Raw genomic sequence first — 20338 nt, 5'->3', positions numbered from 1 at the left:
GTTGTATATAATATAGTGGTTATTCTGTGCGTGAAATGTTGGACTATTTAAGTAAACATGTAACCTATTTTTGGAGGGAAAAGTATATTATGAAAGCAACTTGGGAAAAGATAGAGAAGAACCTCGGAGTTCTTGAAGTCGAAGTAGAAGCAGACCGCGTAGCTGCAGCACTCGACAAAGCCTTTAATAAAGTGGTAAAGAAAGCAAACGTACCTGGATTCCGTAAAGGTAAAGTACCGCGGCCGATTTTTGAATCCCGTTTCGGTGTTGAAAGCCTGTATCAGGATGCTATCGACATTCTTCTTCCTGAAGCTTACGGCGAAGCCGTTGAACAGACTGACATCTTCCCTGTAGACCGTCCTGAAGTGGACATCGAGCAATTCGCCAAGGGCCAGCCGTTCATCTTCAAAGCGAAGATCACAGTTAAGCCAGAAGTGAAGCTGGGCGAGTACAAAGGTCTGGAAGTTCCAGTACAGAAGGCAGAAGTTACTGACGAAGAGCTGGATGCTGAACTGAAGCGTCTGCAAGAGCGTCACGCTGAGCTTGTTGTCATTGAAGAAGGGGCAGCAGCGAACGGCGACATCACAGTAATTGATTTTGACGGTTCAGTTGATGGCGTTCCATTCGAAGGCGGACAGGCTGAGCGTCATTCCCTGGAGCTGGGCAGCAATTCCTTCATTCCAGGATTCGAAGAGCAGGTAGTGGGCATGTCCACTGGAGACTTCAAGGATGTTGAAGTAACTTTCCCTGAGACTTACCACGCTGCTGAACTCGCAGGCAAAGCTGCTGTATTCAAAGTGAAGCTGCATGAAATCAAGCGCAAACAGCTTCCTGAGCTGGATGATGAATTCGCCAAGGATGTTAGTGAATTCGACACACTGGAAGAATACAAAGCAGACCTGAAAGCACAGCTCGAATCCCGTAAGCAGGAAGAGCTGAAGAGCGTTCGTGAATCCGCGGTAGTTGACGCAGCAGCAGCTAATGCTGAAGTGGAAATTCCTGAAGCCATGATCGCCAGCGAAGTGGAGAACATGGTTCGTGACTTCGATACCCGTCTCCGCCAGCAGGGCATGAACATGGATATGTTCCTCAGCTTCTCGGGCCAGACTCGTGAAGACCTGCAGGGACAAATGAAGGGCGATGCTGAGAAGCGCGTTCGTAACAACCTTGTTCTGGAAGTTATTGCTAAGGAAGAGAAGATCGAAGTGTCGGAAGAAGAAGTTACGCAAGAGCTGGCTACTATGGCTGAAGCTTACAAGCGTACTCCTGAAGAAATCCGCAGCATTCTGGCAGCCAACGGTTCCCTGAGCAGCCTGAACGATGAGATCTCCCTGCGCAAGACCATCGAATTCCTCGTTAGCAACAGCGTGGAAGTTGAAGCTCCGGCAGCACCTGCAGAAGAAGCAGCAGAAGAAGCAAAGGCTGAGTAAGCTTCAATCCTTTACCTAGAACGGCTATCCATTAGCCTCCATAGAGATTTGATAAGGCACGTAAGTTTTTGTTACGTGCCTTATTTTTATCGGGGGCCGGGCGTTTGGTAGTACATATCATGAATCCGTCAATTGGCATTGTCCGTGGAATTGCGTTATAATGGCATGCACATGAGCAATGCGGTTTAGGGGCACAGTGAATAAATGACATCCCGCTTTGAACGTGTTAAAATATTTCTGAAACGGAAAGACTAATCTGTATAGAGAAAAGAGGTTGGTGGCATGAGTCTGGTACCAATGGTTGTGGAAACGACAAGCCGGGGAGAACGCTCATACGATATCTATTCCAGATTGCTCAAGGATCGCATCATCTTCCTGAGCAGTGCGATTGACGATGATGTCGCCAATCTGGTTATTGCGCAGTTGCTGTTCCTGGCAGCAGATGACCCCGAAAAAGACATTCACTTGTACCTCAACTCGCCCGGTGGTTCTGTCACAGCCGGCATGGGTATATATGATACGATGCAATATATCAAACCGGATGTTTCAACGATTTGTGTAGGGATGGCAGCCAGTATGGGATCATTGCTCCTGACAGCCGGAGCGCCCGGCAAGAGATATGCGCTGACCAACAGCGAGGTCATGATTCATCAGCCGCTTGGCGGCGTTCAGGGGCAGGCGTCCGACATCTGGATTCATACCGACTGGATTCTCAAGACCAAGGCGAAGCTGAATCAGATTTATGTAGAGCGCACAGGTCAGCCCCTTGACAAAATCGAACGGGATACAGACCGCGATAACTTCATGAGCGCGGAAGAAGCGAAGGAATACGGGCTCATTGACCAGGTACTCTCTTCACCGATCATATCTTAAAGGGGTGGTAAGATGTTTAAATTTAACGATGAAAAAGGACAACTGAAATGTTCCTTTTGCGGGAAATCACAAGAGCAGGTTCGTAAGCTCGTAGCGGGACCTGGCGTTTATATATGTGACGAATGCATCGAGCTGTGCACGGAGATTGTGGAAGAGGAGCTGGGCCACGAAGAAGAGCTGGATATGAAGGATATTCCGAAACCGAAGGAAATCCGTGATATCTTGGATCAATACGTTATCGGCCAGGAGCAAGCGAAGAAATCGCTCTCCGTCGCTGTATACAATCACTACAAGCGTGTGAACAGCCAGAGCAAGATTGAAGATGTGGAGCTGACGAAGAGCAACATTCTGCTGCTCGGACCTACAGGCTCCGGTAAGACCCTGCTGGCGCAGACGATGGCGAAGATCATCAACGTGCCTTTTGCCATTGCAGATGCCACTTCCCTTACGGAAGCCGGTTATGTGGGTGAAGACGTTGAGAACATTCTCCTGAAGCTGATTCAAGCGGCTGATTATGATGTGGAGAAAGCCGAACGCGGCATTATCTATATAGACGAAATTGACAAGGTAGCGCGTAAATCCGAGAACCCGTCCATTACCCGTGACGTATCCGGTGAAGGCGTTCAGCAGGCGCTGCTGAAGATTCTGGAAGGTACAGTCGCTTCAGTTCCGCCGCAAGGCGGACGCAAGCATCCTCATCAGGAATTCATTCAGATCGATACTACGAACATTCTGTTCATCGTAGGCGGTGCCTTCGACGGCCTGGAGCAGATGATCAAGCGCCGTATCGGCAAAAAAGTCATCGGCTTCAACGCTGCGGTTGAAGGACAGAAGGACCTCAAGGCCGGTGAATACCTGTCCATGGTATTGCCTGAGGATCTGCTGAAGTTCGGTCTTATCCCAGAGTTCGTCGGCCGTCTGCCGGTGATCTCGACCTTGGAGCCGCTTGATGAGAGCACCCTGGTACGTATTCTCTCCGAGCCTAAGAATGCGCTCGTGAAGCAGTATGTGAAGCTGCTGGAGATGGATAATGTAGCTCTGAAGTTCGAACCGCTTGCTCTTGAAGCGATTGCGAAGGAAGCGATCAAGCGCAACACCGGTGCCCGTGGACTGCGTGCCATCATCGAGAGCATTATGCTTGATGTGATGTACGAGGTGCCTTCACGGGATGACATTAAGGATTGTGTCATTACCGAGGAGGTTGTTAAGGAGAAGTCCCTGCCGGAGCTTAGTCTCAAGAAGGATAAGAAAAAAGAAGAAAGCGCGTAAGTCAGGCTTCATTACCCGGCCTGACCCGGCTTAACAATACAGCTCAGGGTCTCCACTTTCTCCCGCAAATCCCGCATGACCTGCGGGAGCGGAGAGGGTGGAGCTTTGATCGTTATGGGGGAGAAAACCATGTTCCTGAGACACCAGACCCGTCCCGTCAATGTTGGCGGAGTGATTATCGGGGGTAACAACGAGGTTGCCATCCAAAGCATGTGTACGACCAAGACCGCTGATGTGGAGGCAACCGTGGCCGAGATTCTGCGGCTGGAGGAAGCCGGCTGTCAGCTCGTGCGGGTAACGGTCAACAATGAAGAAGCGGCAGCAGCGATTAAGGAAATCAAGAAGCAGATTCATATCCCGCTCGTAGCGGATATTCATTTCAATTACAAGCTGGCCCTGCTGGCGATTGAGAACGGCATCGACAAGGTGCGGATCAATCCCGGCAATATCGGACGCCGTGATAAGGTGGAAGCTGTCGTTAAGGCCTGTAAGGAGAAGGGGATACCGATCCGTATCGGGGTTAACGCCGGTTCACTGGAGAATCACCTGCTGGAGAAATACGGTTATCCTACACCGGAGGCTATGGTGGAGAGTGCCTTGTACCATATCGGCATTCTGGAGGAGCTGGACTTCCACGATATCATCGTATCGCTGAAGGCGTCCGATGTGCCAATGGCCATCGAAGCCTACCGCAAGGCAGCGGAGGTCATTCCTTATCCGCTGCATCTGGGGATTACCGAGTCCGGTACTCTGTTCGCCGGAACAGTGAAAAGCTCCGCCGGGATCGGCGCGCTGCTCTCCATGGGCATCGGCAGTACAGTGCGGATCTCCCTGAGTGCTGATCCGGTAGAGGAAGTGAAGGTGGCCCGTGAGCTGCTGAAGACCTTCGGTCTGATCTCGAATGCGGCAACTCTGATCTCCTGCCCGACCTGCGGACGCCTGGATATTGACCTCTTCTCGATTGCGAACGAAGTGGAGGAGTACATCTCCAAGCTGAAGGTGCCGATTAAGGTATCCGTCCTCGGCTGTGCGGTGAATGGTCCGGGGGAAGCCAGAGAAGCGGACATCGGCATCGCCGGTGCGCGCGGAGAAGGGCTGTTGTTCCGTTACGGCAAGATGATCCGCAAGGTGCCTGAGGCGGAGCTGGTCTCCGAGCTGAAGAAGGAGATTGACATTATTGTGGAGCATTTCGAGGCGACCGGCGAGATTCCCGGCCGTAGTCATGCCGGACTGGCTCCGGCCGCTGCGCTCAGCAATTCGGAGAACGGGAATTAACAGAACGCCCCGTTCGTTACGAACCCTGTCCTAATTATAATTATGTCCATGTACCTGAAGTGCCCCGCTGCAGAAGTCTGTCCAATCAGACGTTTGCACCGGGGCGTTTTTTTATGCGAATCTTACGTATAGTCTTCTTCAACAAAGTTAGCATATAGAGCAGTAAGGGAAGAATCACCAAGAAGATGAACGCGAAATTCCCCCATACTTTTGCAATGATTTCATTAACATAAACGGTATTGATATAAGTATTCCAAGCGATGATGATGAACAATACAGCCAGGGGATAGATGAGATAGTCCTGCTTCCGCAGATGGAAGACGGATTGCAGCCCCTTCAGAATGGAGAAGTAGAGCAACGAGATTTTGATGAAAAAGGTCAGTACCCAAATGGTGATCAGAATGCCTTCGACCCGCTGCAGAATATTTCCGATATTGATCGTTTTGGCCAGTGCATAGGCGGGGAAGGTGCTGTTCTCCGTCTGTTCAATCCCGAGAATGAGCAAGCTGAGCAGCACGATGATGCTAAGGACCATGCCGCCTGTGAACGTGCCCAGCAGAAAGGCCCGCTCCCCGCTTTTTGGCTTCCTGACGAGTGGCAGGAAGGTCATCAGCACGATGAGTTCCTGAAACACAGCGGATTGATAGCCGCCAAGGAGGATAGGAGGTAACCCCCCTTCCAGGACCGGCTTGATATGATTCCATTCGATTTTGGGAATCAGGGCCAGCACCAGAATCAGGAACAGGAACAGCACCCAGGGGAATAATAATTCGCATACTCTGGCAAATACGACAACCCCTGAACTGACACTCACTATGGCAGCGATCAGGAAGATAATCTGGACCGCTTCAATTGGTGTTTCGGGCAGAATCTCACTGGTGATGAAGAAGCCGAGGTCGCCCAGCAGCGTACCGGTGAGAATCATGAAATAGAACAGATACAGTAGCGAGACAATTTTGCCAACCCATTTGCCGAAACCCGCTTCGAGTATTTCATAGAGATCTCTGCCGGGATACAGGCGGGCAACCGCGAGATACAGGATGACCATAATCAGATTAATCAGGAGGCTGCAAAGAGCAGCGACCCAGGCATCTTCTCTTGCAGTATGTGCTAATCCGCTTGGGATGATCAGAATGGAGGTTCCGATGGTGAGTCCGAAGGTCATGATATAGAACTGCCGTAAGGAAATACCCGAACGATTCTTCACAGGTGGTTCACTCCCTCGCTCATGAAAGTTATTTCAGGACAGAAGCTGCATGATACTGCGTACCCAGTCGAGCGGCCTGAACTGAGGCAAGTCTGCCATGTCCAGTAAGGTTGCCGCAACCGTAAGACTCCAGAGACTATAGAAGGCGGCTGCATCCCGCAGTGACCGTAGCCTAATTACGGCAGGTGTCTTCAGGATCAATACCAGTAACAGAAAGAACAGCAGAATCAGATTCCAAGTCATTTTTCCTCTATCTCCTGTTTCAAAGGTTGGATGATCGAACCGATGCGCTGAATCACTATCTTGGAGCGTACATTTACCTTGACGGTTCTGAAGCTGTCCTCCCAATTCTCGCGGTACGTTCGCCACAGACGGGGATACTTCCGGTGCAGGGCTTCGCCGAACCCGAAGATGTCAGCGCCGTATTTCTGCTGGACCTCCCGGATATTTTGCGTGAGGCTGAGGTCATAATCCTGCTCCAGATTCCTCTGAATATCTTCGATGCTGGCCGGATTATTCAGATTAAGCTTGCCTTGAATCGTGGTGAGATTGGCTTCAATATTTAGCCTTACCGTAAATTCAGGCTTGCCCTGTGCATCTAGCCGGACGTCCAGATTGCTGTCTGAACGGGTTATTATGAAGCCTGCAAGTCCGCCTCCGGGACTGTGTTCATTGCTAACTGTGGAGTCTACTTCATCCAGGACATAATTGACCGTTTTGCTGCCAGGTTCGTCCAGCCAGCCAACCAGCTTGTCTTTTTTGAACACTGCGATTCCCGCATGCTCGATCATGGTCTTCGGGCTGATCGTATCCACATTATTCACGGACCCTCCATTCTGCCTGTCTCCATTCAGTTGCACACCGGACATCACCGGGTTGGAGCCGCCGCGCTCCAGCTCGGTAATGAACTGCTGGAGAGTCACTTTCCCGGTGGCTGCCCATTTTTTATGCGAGACCAGAATCGAAGAATACAGGGAGTTCGCCGGAATATGCTCGAATGGGGTGATGATTTCCAGTATCTTGGAGGCCCTGGATTCCTTCGCCACCAGCAGGAAGAAATCCGTACGCAGCTCATGGTTGCGAGAGATGAAGTCCAGCACATCGCTGACTCCCCTGCGGGCCAAGGCCTCTCCGATGACTAACACGCGGATGTGGGCCAGATAGAGCATACGCGGAGTCATGCTCAACATACGCTGCAACGCATCGGGAACAGTTCTGCCAATGGCCTGATAAGTCACCACAGGCACCCCCCCGGAGCTGCCTCCCTTCTGGTTGCCCGCCTCCCCGGGATTCATCACCTGAACAGTGACGGCATAGCCGCCCGGATCGAGATCAATGCCGAGTGCCATGACGAGCGCCAGATCATTCAGCTCTTTGCGGCTCCAGCATCCGGTGAGCAAGGTAAGGCTGATGATCAGAAGGATACACAGGAATTTTCTCCACATGGCCAGCAGTCCTTTCGTTGAAGAGAGTTCATGTCGCCCTGCTAATTCTGCCCAAAATACTTCTTCATGGTGCGCCGGGATAAGCGGATGAACGTATCTTTCTGGCTCTGCCGGCGCATGGGGGCAAAAGAGGTCATGTAAGGGATGCCCATAGATTCAAGGCTGCACAGATGCAATCCCAGAATAATCAAGGCAATGATGATTCCGAATAGACCGAAGGAAGCGGCAATAACCATCAGGACAAACCGCAGCATCCGCACGGAAATTCCCACATTGAAGGCAGGCAAGGTGAAATTGGCGATGGCTGTAATGGATACGACGATAACCATGGCCGCCGAGACAAGCCCTGCATCGACCGCCGCTTGACCAATCACCAGCGTTCCGACGATGGACACCGACTGGCCGATCGACTTGGGCAGACGGATGCCGGCCTCGCGCAGAATCTCGAAGGTAATCTCCATGATGAAGGCTTCAAGGAAGGCCGGAAAAGGAATCCCCTCGCGCTGCCCGATCAGACTGATCAGCAGGGTGGTCGGAATCATCTCCTGGTGGAAGGTAGTGATCGCTATATAGAAGGAGGGAGTCAACAGTGCGATGGCAAAGCAGAAGAAGCGGAGCATCCGGACCAGAGTGGCAAAATCACTCCGCTGGTAATAATCCTCACTGGACTGGAAGAACTGCACTAATAGCGCTGGAACCACCAGGATAAACGGGGTGCCCTCCACCAGAATGGCGATCCGGCCTTCCAGCAGTGCGGATGCGGCCGAATCCGGCCGCTCCGTATTATAGACAGTCGGAAAGGGGCTGTAGCGCTGGTCCTGAATCATCTCCTCGATATAGTTACTCTCCAGCACACTGTCGAGCTTAGCGGCATCCAGCCGCCTGCGCAGCTCCTGCAGCACTTCGGGATCGGCATTGCCTTCAATATACATCACTGCGACATTGGTCTGGGTCTGCTCTCCAAGCTTCCGCTGTTCAATACGCAGCTTGGGGTTCTGGATACGCCGGCGGATCAGCGCCGTGTTCTCCCGCAGGGATTCGGTGAAGCCTTCACGCGGCCCTCTTACTACAGATTGGGATACCGCGTCTTCCACTGAACGCTGCTTCAGCGCTTCTGTACCGGCAGACAGCGCCACCCTGCTCCCTTCAATGAAGAGAATGGTGTTGCCGGACAGAATTTCATTCTCAGCTTCTGTATAGTTGCAGATCTCCCCCACCTTGCCGAGGGTAAGTGTCCGTTCCTGCAGCAGCTTAAGACAGGTCTGCGGATGGAAGTCGTCCATCTCATGGAACAGATTGGCATCCTCGTGGATGGCCTGGATCAACTCCCGCGGCTCCGACAGTCCTTCAATAAATATGATTACAGCGGACAAGGGGCCGAGCGAGATGAACCGGTAGATGATATCTGCGCTTTTGCCCATGCGGGCTTGCATTCCCTCAATCACGGAGGACAGAGATTCCGGCAGCTCCTCCTGCGGCGATTCTGCCTGTTCAAGTGGTGTCATGTGCATTCGCCTCCTGTTGTTCCGTATAGTCTTTCCGATTGTGGGAATCGTATGCAATTGAGGGACAACGAGGGCGGCGCTGGCTCTGTTTTTTTGGCGCAGGCGTTTACTAATGAGTGAAACGGCTATACTACCTAGTAGTAGTTGAATACAGGATAGATAGACGGAAGGATACAGGAGGGTGACCTATGGAACTAAGTATATTGCTGATGGTCGTGCAGCTCTTTTTCGCGCTGGTCATCGGCGTTTATTTTTGGAATCTGCTGCGGGGACAGAAGACGAACAAGACAGCGGTGGACAGGGAATCGCGCAAGGAGCTGGACAAGCTGCGGAAGATGCGGATGATCTCACTGACCAAGCCGCTCTCGGAAAAGACACGCCCCGCCTCCATTGACGATATCGTCGGACAGAAGGACGGGCTGCGCGCCTTGAAGGCCGCGTTATGCAGTGCCAATCCGCAGCATGTTATTATTTACGGGCCGCCGGGTGTAGGCAAGACGGCAGCGGCGCGGGTAGTTATGGAAGAAGCGAAGAAGAATGCGTTATCGCCATTCAAACGCGATGCCAAATTCACCGAGATCGACGCCACTACGGCGCGCTTTGACGAGCGCGGAATTGCCGATCCGCTGATCGGCTCCGTGCATGATCCGATCTATCAGGGAGCGGGGGCCATGGGGGTGGCCGGAGTCCCGCAGCCGAAGCCGGGCGCAGTAACCAAGGCGCATGGCGGCATTCTGTTCCTCGATGAGATTGGCGAGCTGCATCCTATTCAGATGAATAAGCTGCTGAAGGTGCTGGAAGACCGCAAGGTGCTGCTGGAGAGCGCCTATTACAACTCGGAGGACAGCAACACACCAGCGTATATTCATGATATCTTCCAAAATGGCCTGCCTGCCGATTTCCGGCTGGTCGGAGCCACGACACGGTCGCCGGACGAGATCTCGCCGGCGCTGCGTTCGCGCTGCATGGAGATCTATTTCCGTCCGCTGCTGCCGGAGGAGATTGCCGTGATCGGACGGGATGCCGTCCAGAAGATCGGGCTGAAGCCAAGCCCCGAAGCGGTCGAGGTCGTGCAGCAGTACGCTACGAACGGCCGCGAGGCGGTGAATATGATTCAGCTGGCTGCGGGCCTTGCCTTGACCGAAGGCCGGGATACGCTGAGCGCTGCGGAAGTGGAATGGGTCGCCAGCAGCAGCCAGCTGCCGCTGCGGACGGAGCGTAAGATACCATCCGCCCCGCAGGTCGGACTGGTCAACGGCCTTGCCGTCTACGGGCCCGGCATGGGCACACTGCTGGAGATTGAGGTCTCAGCCGCGCCAGCCCTTAACGGGCCGGGCAGGCTGAATATCACCGGGGTAGTCGATGAAGAGGAGACACGCGGAGGCTCCCGGACTGTGCGGCGCAAGAGCATGGCCCGGGGCTCGATTGAGAATGTGCTGACCGTCCTGCGCTCCATGAAGCTGGAGCCGGACAAGTATGACCTGCACATTAACTTCCCCGGCGGGACGCCGATTGACGGGCCGTCCGCCGGGGTGGCTATGGCGGTGGCCATCGTCTCTGCCATCCGGCAGCTGCCGGTGGACAACACGGTGGCGATCACCGGGGAGGTTGGCATCCATGGCCGGGTGAAGCCGGTCGGCGGCGTAGTCGCCAAGGTGGAGGCTGCCTTCCAGGCGGGAGCAACGACTGTGCTGATTCCGAAGGAGAACTGGCAGTCGCTGTTCGCCGATCTCGGCGCGCTGCGGGTGATCCCGGTGGACACGGTGGAGGAAGTCTTCCGCCACCTGTTCGGCACCGACACGGCAGACATCAGAATGCCCGCCGTATCCGGCGAGACCTTCTCTTCAGCGCCTTCACTGTTGAAGGCGGATGCTTCGGGCGAGAGTCTGCCGGGATAGTGGACGGCTGAACATTGTTTACATGAAGGGAAGCCTCCGGAATCTCTACCGGGGGCTTCTTTTTGCCGAAAATTTATAGGTTCCACACGATCCTGAAATAGTAGTTGGATATTCTCCACTTGCTGATGAACGATAGAGCCCTGCTACAATAGGAGTTGGAAAAACAGCACTTAAATCCACCCGTTTCCCCCACAGTTGCTATAACCAACAATATTAGATGCTGTTTTTCCAATTGCTTCAGTCTATCCCTCAGAAACGGGAGAATTAAGACACCTTTTTCCACTTGTTTGTTGATCTTGCTGATATGATATAATTATTAGATCAGTGTGTGGAGATATTAGTCTGCTTGACCGGCTAAAAATATATGTCTCAGGATACGTCTACCCTCTGAAATACTGTGTCAATGGAGATGACGTACATGCACGGAGAGACAAGACTGCCTAGAAACGCCAAGGAAGGTATTTTATTTTTACTCATTATTTCGATCCTATCGGTCAACACCATTGCGCCTGTGATTGTGGGACTGGAACGCGGGTTCAGCAAGGAAGTATATCTGGATACCCTGAAGGTCATTCCCTTCATGTGGATAATCGTCGTTCTGCTGGTGAAGCTGGTTGCCGGACCTCTGGTTGGCATCGTAATGCCGAGATTCATAGGATGCACCGATGGATTTAATGCCAGGGTTCTATTAAATATTGTACTGAATGTCACCGTATTATCCATACTGCTGTCTGTGATCGGGCCCTGGGTCGGCATGAGACGGATAAGTCTGGAGCCCATTAAGAACTTCCTTCACATCTGGCCGAGGAACTTCGGTGTAGCCTTCTGGATTGAACTGCTGGTGGCGCAGCCGATAGCCCGATTTGGTATGAAGCTTCTTCATGCAAGACAGGACCGCAAATCTGAAGGGTTCCAGGTATAGGGTATAACCGGACAGCCTGCTCTGCAAGACCATAATTCTGAAGGACGTCCGCAGGACGTTCTTTCTTTGTATGCAGACGGGCTTCCTCTGAATCCGGCAAACGGCATAGTCCTCTGAAGTTCAGCGAATACTAAAGGGCGACTATGCCAATAACGCCAATTGCGGACACGGGTTGTTGGTGTTTTCATGCGGCTTTTGTTAGAATGAATGCATATGACACTACTTATGAACCATGGGAGGTGCGAAAGCGATGATACAAAATAAATCCAAAGGTCGTCGTTTTCCTTTATTACCGCTTAGAGGTCTTCTTGTATATCCCAGTATGGTTCTGCATCTGGATGTAGGCCGTGAGAAGTCCGTCCGGGCACTAGAGAAAGCTATGGTTGAAGATAATCTTATTCTTCTCTGCTCCCAATCTGAAGTTAATATTGAGGAGCCGGGGCAAGAGGATATATTCCGCGTGGGTACAGTGGCGAATGTGCGGCAGATGCTGAAGCTTCCCAATGGTACGATCCGTGTGCTGGTGGAAGGCGTAGAGCGGGCTGAGATCATTCATTATACGGACAACGAGGAGTACTACGAGGTGATGGCGCGTGAGCTGCCGGAGCAGGAGGATGTGGACCAGGAGAGCGATGCCCTGATGCGCAGCGTACTGAGCCAGTTCGAACACTACATCACTTTATCCAAAAAAGTAACGCCAGAGACACTCGCTGCGGTCTCCGATATCGAAGAGCCTGGGCGGCTGGCGGATGTCATCACCAGTCATCTGGCGCTGAAGATCAAGGACAAACAGGAGATCCTGGAGACCATTGACGTCAGCAAGCGTCTGGAGAAGCTGCTCGATATCCTCAATAATGAGCGCGAAGTACTGGAGCTGGAACGCAAGATCAGCCAGCGTGTGAAGAAGCAGATGGAGAAGACCCAGAAGGAATATTACCTGCGTGAACAGATGAAAGCGATCCAGAAGGAGCTTGGCGAGAAGGAAGGCCGGGCCGGTGAAGCCGATGAGCTGCGCACCCAGATGGAAGAGAAGAATCTGCCGGAGCGGGTGCAGGAGAAGATTCTGAAGGAGATCGACCGTCTGGAGAAAATGCCGGCAAGCTCGGCCGAAGGCAGCGTCATCCGCAACTACGTGGATTGGCTGCTCGGTCTGCCCTGGAGTGAAGCCACGGAAGATGATCTGGATATCCGTAAGGCGGAAGAAGTGCTGGACGCAGACCACTACGGTCTGGAGAAGCCGAAGGAACGGGTACTGGAATACCTGGCCGTGCAGAAGCTGGTCAAGGGTCTGAAGGGGCCGATTCTGTGTCTGGTAGGTCCTCCGGGCGTCGGCAAAACCTCGCTCGCCCGCTCCATCGCCCGCTCCCTGAACCGCAAGTTCGTCCGCATCTCGCTGGGCGGCGTGCGGGATGAAGCCGAGATCCGGGGTCACCGCCGCACGTATGTCGGCGCAATGCCGGGCCGGATCATCCAGGGGATGAAGACGGCAGGCAGCATCAACCCGGTCTTCCTGCTGGATGAGATCGACAAGATGGCAGCGGACTTCCGCGGCGATCCGTCGGCGGCCCTGCTGGAGGTGCTGGACCCGGAACAGAACAATACGTTCAGCGATCACTTCGTAGAGCTGCCGTTCGACCTGTCGAACGTCATGTTCGTCACTACGGCGAATGCCGTGCACAACATTCCGCGTCCGCTGCTGGACCGGATGGAGATGCTGTTCATTCCCGGCTATACGGAGCTGGAGAAGCTGCAGATTGCCAGCCGTTATCTGCTGCCGAAGCAGCGCAAGAGCCATGGCCTTGCGGAAGAGCAGCTGTCCATCGGAGACGATACGCTGCTGAAGATTGTCCGCGAGTACACCCGCGAATCCGGGGTGCGGAATCTGGAGCAGCAGATTGCTGCCCTCTGCCGCAAGGCGGCGAAGCAGATTGTCTCGGAAGAGAAGGAACGCGTCAGCATTCTTCCGGAGGAGATCAAGGATTACTTGGGAGCCTCGAAGTTCCGTTATGGAATGGCTGAGCTGGAGGATCAGATCGGTACCGTTACCGGGCTGGCCTGGACAGAGGTTGGCGGTGATACGCTGCTGATTGAAGTCACGGTGGTTCAGGGCACCGGGAAGCTGACGCTGACCGGACAGCTCGGCGATGTAATGAAGGAGTCGGCGCAGGCCGCCTTCAGCTATACCCGCTCGAAGGCGGAGGAGCTGGGGCTTGCCCCTGATTTTCACGAGAAGAACGATATTCACATCCATATTCCCGAAGGTGCGATTCCCAAGGACGGTCCGTCCGCAGGGATTACAATCGCCACGGCGCTGATCTCCGCGCTCACCAAGCGTTATGTCTCCAAGCATGTGGCCATGACCGGCGAGATCACGCTGCGCGGACGCGTATTGCCGATCGGAGGCCTGAAGGAGAAGTCCCTGGCCGCCCACCGTGCAGGCTACAAGAAGATTCTTATGCCGAAGGATAATGAACGCGACCTCAAGGATATTCCTGAGAGTGTCCGTAATGATGTCGAGTTCGTGCCGGTATCCCATATGGACCAGGTGCTGAAGCACGCGCTCGTAGACCATGCAGAAGAAGTTAACACCGGCTCAGATTCAGATACAGAAATAAGCATTGAAGCGCCCAGTAGTGTGCATTAGAAAGGAAGTCTTATGAAAGTTAACAACGCCGAATTTATTATCAGTGCCGTAGGCCCTGACCAATACCCAGTGGATGCCTTGCCGGAGATTGCTCTGGCAGGGCGCTCCAATGTAGGGAAGTCCTCTCTGATCAACCGGATGATTAACCGCAAAAATCTGGCCCGCACCAGTTCTACGCCGGGCAAGACGCAGCATATGAACTATTATCTTGTGAATGAGAGCATGTATTTCGTTGACTTCCCGGGGTATGGCTACGCCAAGGTCTCGAAGACACAGCGCGCCTCCTGGGGCAAAATGGTCGAGAAGTACATGGCGGAGCGCGAGACGCTGAAGATGGTCCTGCTTGTCGTGGATCTGCGCCATCCGCCGACAGCCAATGACAAGATGATGTTTGACTGGCTGAAGCACTACGATCTGCCGCTCTGCGTAGTGGCTACCAAAGCGGACAAAATTCCGAAGACCCGCTGGCCGAAGCATATCAAGGTAATGAAGCAGGAGCTCGGTGTGCTGCCGGGAGACAGCTTCATTGCGTATTCATCAGAGATTGGACTTGGCAAAGACGAATTATGGGAACTTATAGATAGACATACTCTACCCACCGAAGAAGAGCTTCCGGCAGAACCGGATGATCAGGATTCCGGGGATGAACCGCAGCACGAAGCGCCTTCCGAGACTTAAGGGTTTGTCATTAAGAATTGAGGGATGTTTATGGCTCAGCGTCTGGCGATGGAATATGTGAATGCAACGATGCAAATGACCGAATTTCAGCTGAACCAGTTTCTGCTGACCGCTGATACCAGCTATATCAGTCACCGTGTGAAGGTACTAGGCGCGGGCGAACAGGAGATTGTGCTGGAGGAGGCCGGAGGCGAGGAGGTCCATCTGTCTTTTGAACGCAAAGGCGGCATCTATATGGGTTCCTTGTCCTGCAGGGTGGTGAATCCTCATCTGATTAATGCAGTCCGCAAACTATTCTTCATGTATAAGGGCACGGGGACCGTAAACCGGATTTATAAGGATCTTACAATGATGTACTACTATGAAGGCGGCTCGGTGCGCCGGATCTCGGAAGTGAGACCGGGCGGCACCAAGCTGATCTATCAGCATAAATATTCAGTGGCAGAGATGCTGGCTGTCTACAAGCGTCAGACGATAGAATGTGAGATTGAGCAGCTCCGTCAAGAGATTGATAGACTGCTCGATATGCGCAACCGTAGTCAGCAAGAGGCAGTAATTAAGGAAGTCGATGAGAGACTTGCAGAGGCGGCCGTCCGGCTGTTCCGACTGGAAGCATAAATGATATTGTTTTAAAATTTGGCAATCATTTCCTAGTGAAATGGTTGTATTTTTTTGCGAAAACTATACATATCCTCTACGAAAGGACCGATAAACAACATATGATAGATATCCATAGCCACATTCTACCCTTCATGGATGACGGAGCCGCTGATTACGACGCCGCTCTCGCCATGGCGCTTGACGCCCATAACGATGGTATTACAACTGTAGTGGCTACCCCCCACCATGCGAACGGAGTCTATATGAATCCGGCTCCGGAGATTGAAGCGGCGGTGCGGGTGCTGAACGCGAAGCTGCAGGAGGCAGGCAATCCGCTGGTCGTGCTGCCGGGGCAGGAGATCCGGATCTACGGAGAACTGCTCGATGATCTGGAGCGCGGACAACTGCTGACGCTTGCCGGTTCCCGGTATATTTTGCTGGAGATGCCCTCTTCGCGGGTGCCCCGCACGATGGAGGAGACCTGCCATGAGCTGGTCATCCAGGGCATGGTTCCGGTTATCGCCCACCCGGAGCGCAACGCGGAGATTGCTGCCGATCCGTCCAAGCTGCTGCGGTTAATAGAGCTTGGTGCCCTGGGACAGGTTACCGCACAGAGTATGGCCGGCGTATTCGGGAGTAAGCTGCAGAAGCTGTCGCTCGAATTATGCCGCCAGCATGCCGTGCATATTATTGCATCAGATGCGCATGATTCTGTGCACCGTCCCTTTGGATTAAGCGAGGCTTACGGAGTGGTGCGGCGGGAATTGGGAGAAGAATCATTCGACTTTTTTCTACAAAATGCGCGCGACGTGCTTGCAAATAACGAGATTAATCGAGTGAATTCTATTCAATCTAACAGCAAACTTCATAGATTGTTCGGATTTTTTTCTCGCAAAGGGTGACCTTCTGTGTCATTAATGGTAGAATGGGTATTACTGGATTCTTGCACTATTATTAATACAAATACATACCAAGAGGTGGATGACAAGTGACTTTGAAGAAAAAACTAGCAGTATCTACACTAGCAGTAAGCATGGCAGCGGCATCCGTTGCCGGATTCCCGTTCAGCAGCAAGGGGCTGGCTGAACATTTTGGAGTGAGTACAGCTTCCGCAGCATCACAGTCTAATGCAGAATTGAAGGCGAAGGTTGAGAAGATTTATGCTCAGCTTACAGAGACTGAGAGACAAGCCCTTCTTGCTTACGAGCAGGAAGCAGGCAATATCAGCGCTGAAGTTTTCGAACAGATTTTCCAACCAGTACTTTCCAAGCTTGCCTTAGAAGCTGATGATCTTGCAACTGCTCATAAAGCTTTCACAAGCGTATCCAGTGTAGTCTATGATGTGTATGATAAGGATTACACAGCAATTAAGGCTATCCGCTATGATGAGAAGAATGTTGACCTGCTGAAGAGAATTGCAGACAAGGCTGGCGTAAAGAATCTTACAGCTGAAGACTTCACTGAATTCCTGTTCGGCGACAAAGGCGTTGAAGCTGAACTTCGCACATTGATCAGCAGTAAGTCCAAAACTGATTTGATGAATCTGATTCTTAATGCTTCTAGCACTGATGATGCTCTGAATACATTGCTGGATGAAGCTATTACCAAGGTTCTGAATCACAACACAATTGAGGGTGGCCTTACCGTAAGCCAGGTAGTGTACAATCTTAACATTACTCCTGGAGATATTAAGCTCAGTCTCAAGAACCTGAAGGATATCATCCCAACAGCTAAGCCAGCGGTGATGGCTCTTGCTTCAGCTTATGTTAAAGCTTACATCAATGATCCCGTAATTACTGAGCCTAACCCTCCTGGAACTGGCAATGGCGGTGGCGGCAACGGCACAGTAACTGCTCCGGTTACGAACCCTACAGCTACACCAGGTGTATACGATGTATCCAAGCTGGTAACGATTGTGGGCGACAAAGCAACCCTGAAGCTCGTAGATGCTGACGTACTGAAAGCCTTCGATGCACTGGTTGCTGCCAATGCCGGTAAGACAGGTCTTACACTTACCCTGAACCTGGGTACAGTGAACGCGGCAACCGTAGAAGTGCCATTGTCCAAAGCAATCATCGAAGCAGCCAAGGCGAAAGGCATTGCCAACATTGCGATTACTTTCAACGGCTTGACCGTAACGATTCCGGTAGGACAGTTCAGTGAAGCTATTACACTGACTACTTCCACTGTAGCAGATACAACCGTAACTTCCTTGTCCAGCATGAAGCTGGCATCCAGCGTATATGACTTCGAACTGACTGTGGGCGGTGTGGTTACAACCACTTTCAAGGAGCCAATCATCATCAAGCTGCCGCTTAAGAATACAGAAGGCCTTGACCGTGAACTGCTGTCCGTTGCGAAGGTAGTCTACAAAGAATTGCAATACCAGGGCGGTGTTGTAGATGGTGATTACATCACTGAACCACGTGACGGCTTCTCTTCCTACGCTGTACTGGAGAACAAAGTCAGCTTCAAGGATGTTGCAAGTGTTCAGGCTTGGGCTGGAAGACAGATCTCAGTCGTAGCAGCCAAGGGCGCTATTGAAGGCGTAGGCAACGGCAACTTTGCTCCGAAGAACAATGTGACCCGTGCAGAATTCGCCAAGATGCTGATCCGCGCACTGAACCTGGAGAACAACTCCGCGAAGCAGAGCTTCGGTGATGTAAGCTCCACTGCCTGGTATGCTCCTTACGTAGCTGTTGCTGCTGAGAAGGGAATCATTACTGGACGCAGTGCAGCCCAGTTCGATCCTAATGCAACGATTACCCGTGCTGAGATGGCAACGATGATTGCCCGTGCCGTGAAGTCGCAGAAGCCGGAAGCTGCAACGAATGTCAGCTCCCTCAGCAAATTCTCCGATGCAGGCAAGATCGCTGCTTCCCTGAAAGACGGAGTAGCCTTCGCTGCCAGCAACAACCTGGTGATCGGTAACGCCGGCAAGTTTAACCCTAACAACACAGCTACACGTGCTGAAGCTGCAGTTATTATCTACCGTACAATCAACTTCAAGTAAGTAAATAGTATTGTGGAGAGCCTCCTCTCGTCGTATAGAGAGGAGGCACTTTTTTAGGATATAGGGTATAAGAATTTACAGCTTGGAGGGAAATGCACTTGTCAGCACAAGAATTGGATTTGCGCGATTATTTCCAGATTGTCAGGAAGAGACTGTGGATGATTATTAGCATTGTTATCGTGGCTTGTGTTCTTGCCGGGATCTACAGCTTATATATCAAGAATCCTGTCTACGAAGCTTCAACGAAGATCATTGTTAATCAGACGCCTACCCAAGCTACGGCAGCACAGCTGGATCTGAATCAGATCAATACCAACATTCAGCTGATCAATACGTACAAGGAAATTATCAAGACTCCGGCGATCCTCGATGTTGTGGCTAAGAACTACCCGCAGTTCGGGATTACGGCAGAGGAAATGCTGAAGAAGGTTAACGTGAGTTCTGTAAATAATACGCAGGTGATGACACTTGTCGTTCGAGATAATTCATACCAGAGAGCCGCAGAGATCGTGAATGCCATATCACTTGTATTTAAGCAGGAGATTCCGTCCTTGTTCAACGTACAGAATGTGTCCATCCTCAACGAAGCCAAGCTTAATCCGCCAGTTGCACCCGGACCGGTAGAGCCGAATGTGGTCATGAACCTCGCCATTGCTTTTATCGTATCCCTGATGATTGGTCTGGGGATCGCCTTCCTGCTGGAGTATCTCGATGATACGCTGAAGACAGAAGACGACATTAAGAAATACCTTGGACTTCCGACTATAGCTATGATTACCCGGCTGGGCCAGGAAGAAACCAAGACCACCGGGCAGCAGGCTCAGACACAGAGCAGAAAGGCGGGGGAACTCGAGCATGTCACAGCAGCCAAATAAACAACGTCATCTGATCACCGTGACCAACCCGCGTTCGCCGGTATCCGAAGCCTTTCGGGCACTGCGCACGAACATAGATTTCTCCTCTGTAGATGAACAGATCCAAATTATTATGGTCACTTCTTCCGGACCGGAGGAAGGAAAATCAACCGTTACTGCCAACCTGGCCGCTGCGTACGCGCAAGCGGATAAGAAGGTGCTGCTGATCGACGGTGACTTGCGTAAGCCTACAGCGCATAAGACTTTTACACTGAGTAACCGGTATGGGTTGTCCTCCTTGCTCTCGCAGCAGGCGAATCTGTCCGATGTGATTCAGGAATCCGGTGTGAACAACCTGTATCTGATGACATCTGGCCCGATTCCTCCGAATCCCGCTGAGATGATGGCCTCCAACCGGATGAGTGCGGTGCTGCAGGAGCTGCGTCAATTATATGATGTGATTCTGATTGATACTCCGCCGCTATTGGCCGTTACAGATGCACAGATTGTTGCCTCCAAGAGTGATGGCGTAATTATGGTGGTCAGCTACGGTAAGGTGAAGCGCGATATTGCAGCTAAGGCGAAGGCCAATCTGGACCGGGTCGGGGCCAAGATGCTGGGCGTGGTCCTTAACAATGTGAAGCGCAAGGCCAGTGAAGGCTACTACTATTACTACTATGGCAATTGAATTGTTTAATAGATAAAATGTTGTTTTTGGAGGCACT

General features: G+C 52.2%; 17 protein-coding genes. 13 read left to right on the top strand and 4 right to left on the bottom strand.

Going from position 1 to position 20338, the window contains the following annotated elements; genetic code table 11:
* Positions 1-89 precede the first annotated feature (89 nt).
* The 4 genes from tig to ispG all read left to right on the top strand — a co-directional run bounded on the left by tig (position 90) and on the right by ispG (position 4847).
* Positions 90-1430, top strand: a complete 1341-nt coding sequence (gene tig, locus MKY12_RS24915; protein ID WP_339311345.1) for a trigger factor — start codon at positions 90-92, stop codon at positions 1428-1430.
* A 282-nt stretch (positions 1431-1712) separates the two neighbouring features.
* The gene (clpP, locus tag MKY12_RS24910) at positions 1713-2303 is read left to right on the top strand and encodes an ATP-dependent Clp endopeptidase proteolytic subunit ClpP (RefSeq protein WP_036726029.1); all 591 of its coding nucleotides are present in this window, start codon (positions 1713-1715) and stop codon (positions 2301-2303) included.
* Between the two features lie 12 nt (positions 2304-2315).
* Positions 2316-3572, top strand: coding sequence for an ATP-dependent Clp protease ATP-binding subunit ClpX (clpX, locus tag MKY12_RS24905; RefSeq protein WP_209876883.1), 1257 nt, complete (start codon positions 2316-2318; stop codon positions 3570-3572).
* A 129-nt stretch (positions 3573-3701) separates the two neighbouring features.
* Positions 3702-4847 (top strand): flavodoxin-dependent (E)-4-hydroxy-3-methylbut-2-enyl-diphosphate synthase, encoded by a 1146-nt coding sequence (ispG, locus tag MKY12_RS24900; RefSeq protein WP_209877026.1) that lies wholly within the window; start codon positions 3702-3704, stop codon positions 4845-4847.
* An 85-nt stretch (positions 4848-4932) separates the two neighbouring features.
* Here ispG and MKY12_RS24895 read toward each other — a convergent pair whose 3' ends face one another.
* The 4 genes from MKY12_RS24895 to MKY12_RS24880 are packed head-to-tail and all read right to left on the bottom strand — an operon-like array spanning position 4933 to position 9004.
* Positions 4933-6054 carry an endospore germination permease gene (locus tag MKY12_RS24895; protein WP_339250661.1) on the bottom strand — a complete coding sequence of 374 codons (1122 nt, stop codon included), beginning with the start codon at positions 6052-6054 and terminating at the stop codon, positions 4933-4935.
* 33 nt (positions 6055-6087) lie between these two features.
* The gene (locus MKY12_RS24890; RefSeq protein ID WP_209876889.1) at positions 6088-6297 is read right to left on the bottom strand and encodes a hypothetical protein; all 210 of its coding nucleotides are present in this window, start codon (positions 6295-6297) and stop codon (positions 6088-6090) included.
* Positions 6294-7499, bottom strand: coding sequence for a Ger(x)C family spore germination protein (locus tag MKY12_RS24885; protein WP_339311344.1), 1206 nt, complete (start codon positions 7497-7499; stop codon positions 6294-6296). Before MKY12_RS24885 ends, MKY12_RS24890 begins: the two co-directional genes overlap by 4 nt.
* Positions 7500-7540: 41 nt before the next feature.
* The gene (locus tag MKY12_RS24880) at positions 7541-9004 is read right to left on the bottom strand and encodes a spore germination protein (protein WP_339311342.1); all 1464 of its coding nucleotides are present in this window, start codon (positions 9002-9004) and stop codon (positions 7541-7543) included.
* Positions 9005-9192: 188 nt separating this feature from the next.
* Here MKY12_RS24880 and lonB point away from each other — a divergent pair, with 188 nt between their 5' ends.
* From lonB to MKY12_RS24835, 9 genes are all read left to right on the top strand, one after another.
* Positions 9193-10902, top strand: coding sequence for an ATP-dependent protease LonB (gene lonB / locus MKY12_RS24875; RefSeq protein WP_036726022.1), 1710 nt, complete (start codon positions 9193-9195; stop codon positions 10900-10902).
* A gap of 418 nt (positions 10903-11320) precedes the next feature.
* Positions 11321-11824: a hypothetical protein gene (locus tag MKY12_RS24870; RefSeq protein WP_339311340.1), complete on the top strand. Its 504-nt coding sequence runs from the start codon at positions 11321-11323 to the stop codon at positions 11822-11824.
* 250 nt (positions 11825-12074) lie between these two features.
* Positions 12075-14468, top strand: a complete 2394-nt coding sequence (gene lon / locus MKY12_RS24865) for an endopeptidase La (RefSeq protein WP_339311338.1) — start codon at positions 12075-12077, stop codon at positions 14466-14468.
* 12 nt (positions 14469-14480) lie between these two features.
* Positions 14481-15146: a ribosome biogenesis GTP-binding protein YihA/YsxC gene (gene yihA, locus MKY12_RS24860; protein WP_036726020.1), complete on the top strand. Its 666-nt coding sequence runs from the start codon at positions 14481-14483 to the stop codon at positions 15144-15146.
* Positions 15147-15176: 30 nt separating this feature from the next.
* Entirely contained in the window at positions 15177-15764 is a 588-nt protein-coding gene (locus MKY12_RS24855) for a non-ribosomal peptide synthetase module (RefSeq protein ID WP_339250651.1), read from the top strand.
* A gap of 101 nt (positions 15765-15865) precedes the next feature.
* Positions 15866-16648 carry a CpsB/CapC family capsule biosynthesis tyrosine phosphatase gene (locus MKY12_RS24850; RefSeq protein ID WP_339311336.1) on the top strand — a complete coding sequence of 261 codons (783 nt, stop codon included), beginning with the start codon at positions 15866-15868 and terminating at the stop codon, positions 16646-16648.
* Between the two features lie 92 nt (positions 16649-16740).
* Positions 16741-18759 carry an S-layer homology domain-containing protein gene (locus MKY12_RS24845; RefSeq protein WP_339311334.1) on the top strand — a complete coding sequence of 673 codons (2019 nt, stop codon included), beginning with the start codon at positions 16741-16743 and terminating at the stop codon, positions 18757-18759.
* A gap of 98 nt (positions 18760-18857) precedes the next feature.
* Positions 18858-19634: a Wzz/FepE/Etk N-terminal domain-containing protein gene (locus tag MKY12_RS24840; protein WP_083678063.1), complete on the top strand. Its 777-nt coding sequence runs from the start codon at positions 18858-18860 to the stop codon at positions 19632-19634.
* On the top strand, positions 19615-20301 hold the full coding sequence (locus MKY12_RS24835; protein WP_209876903.1) for a CpsD/CapB family tyrosine-protein kinase: 687 nt from the start codon (positions 19615-19617) through the stop codon (positions 20299-20301). Before MKY12_RS24840 ends, MKY12_RS24835 begins: the two co-directional genes overlap by 20 nt.
* Positions 20302-20338 lie beyond the last annotated feature (37 nt).

The sequence above is a fragment of the Paenibacillus sp. FSL M7-0896 genome (genome assembly GCF_037975415.1).
Taxonomy (GTDB): Bacteria; Bacillota; Bacilli; order Paenibacillales; family Paenibacillaceae; genus Paenibacillus_AQ; species Paenibacillus_AQ silagei.
This window is presented reverse-complemented; position numbering and strand designations above follow the sequence as displayed.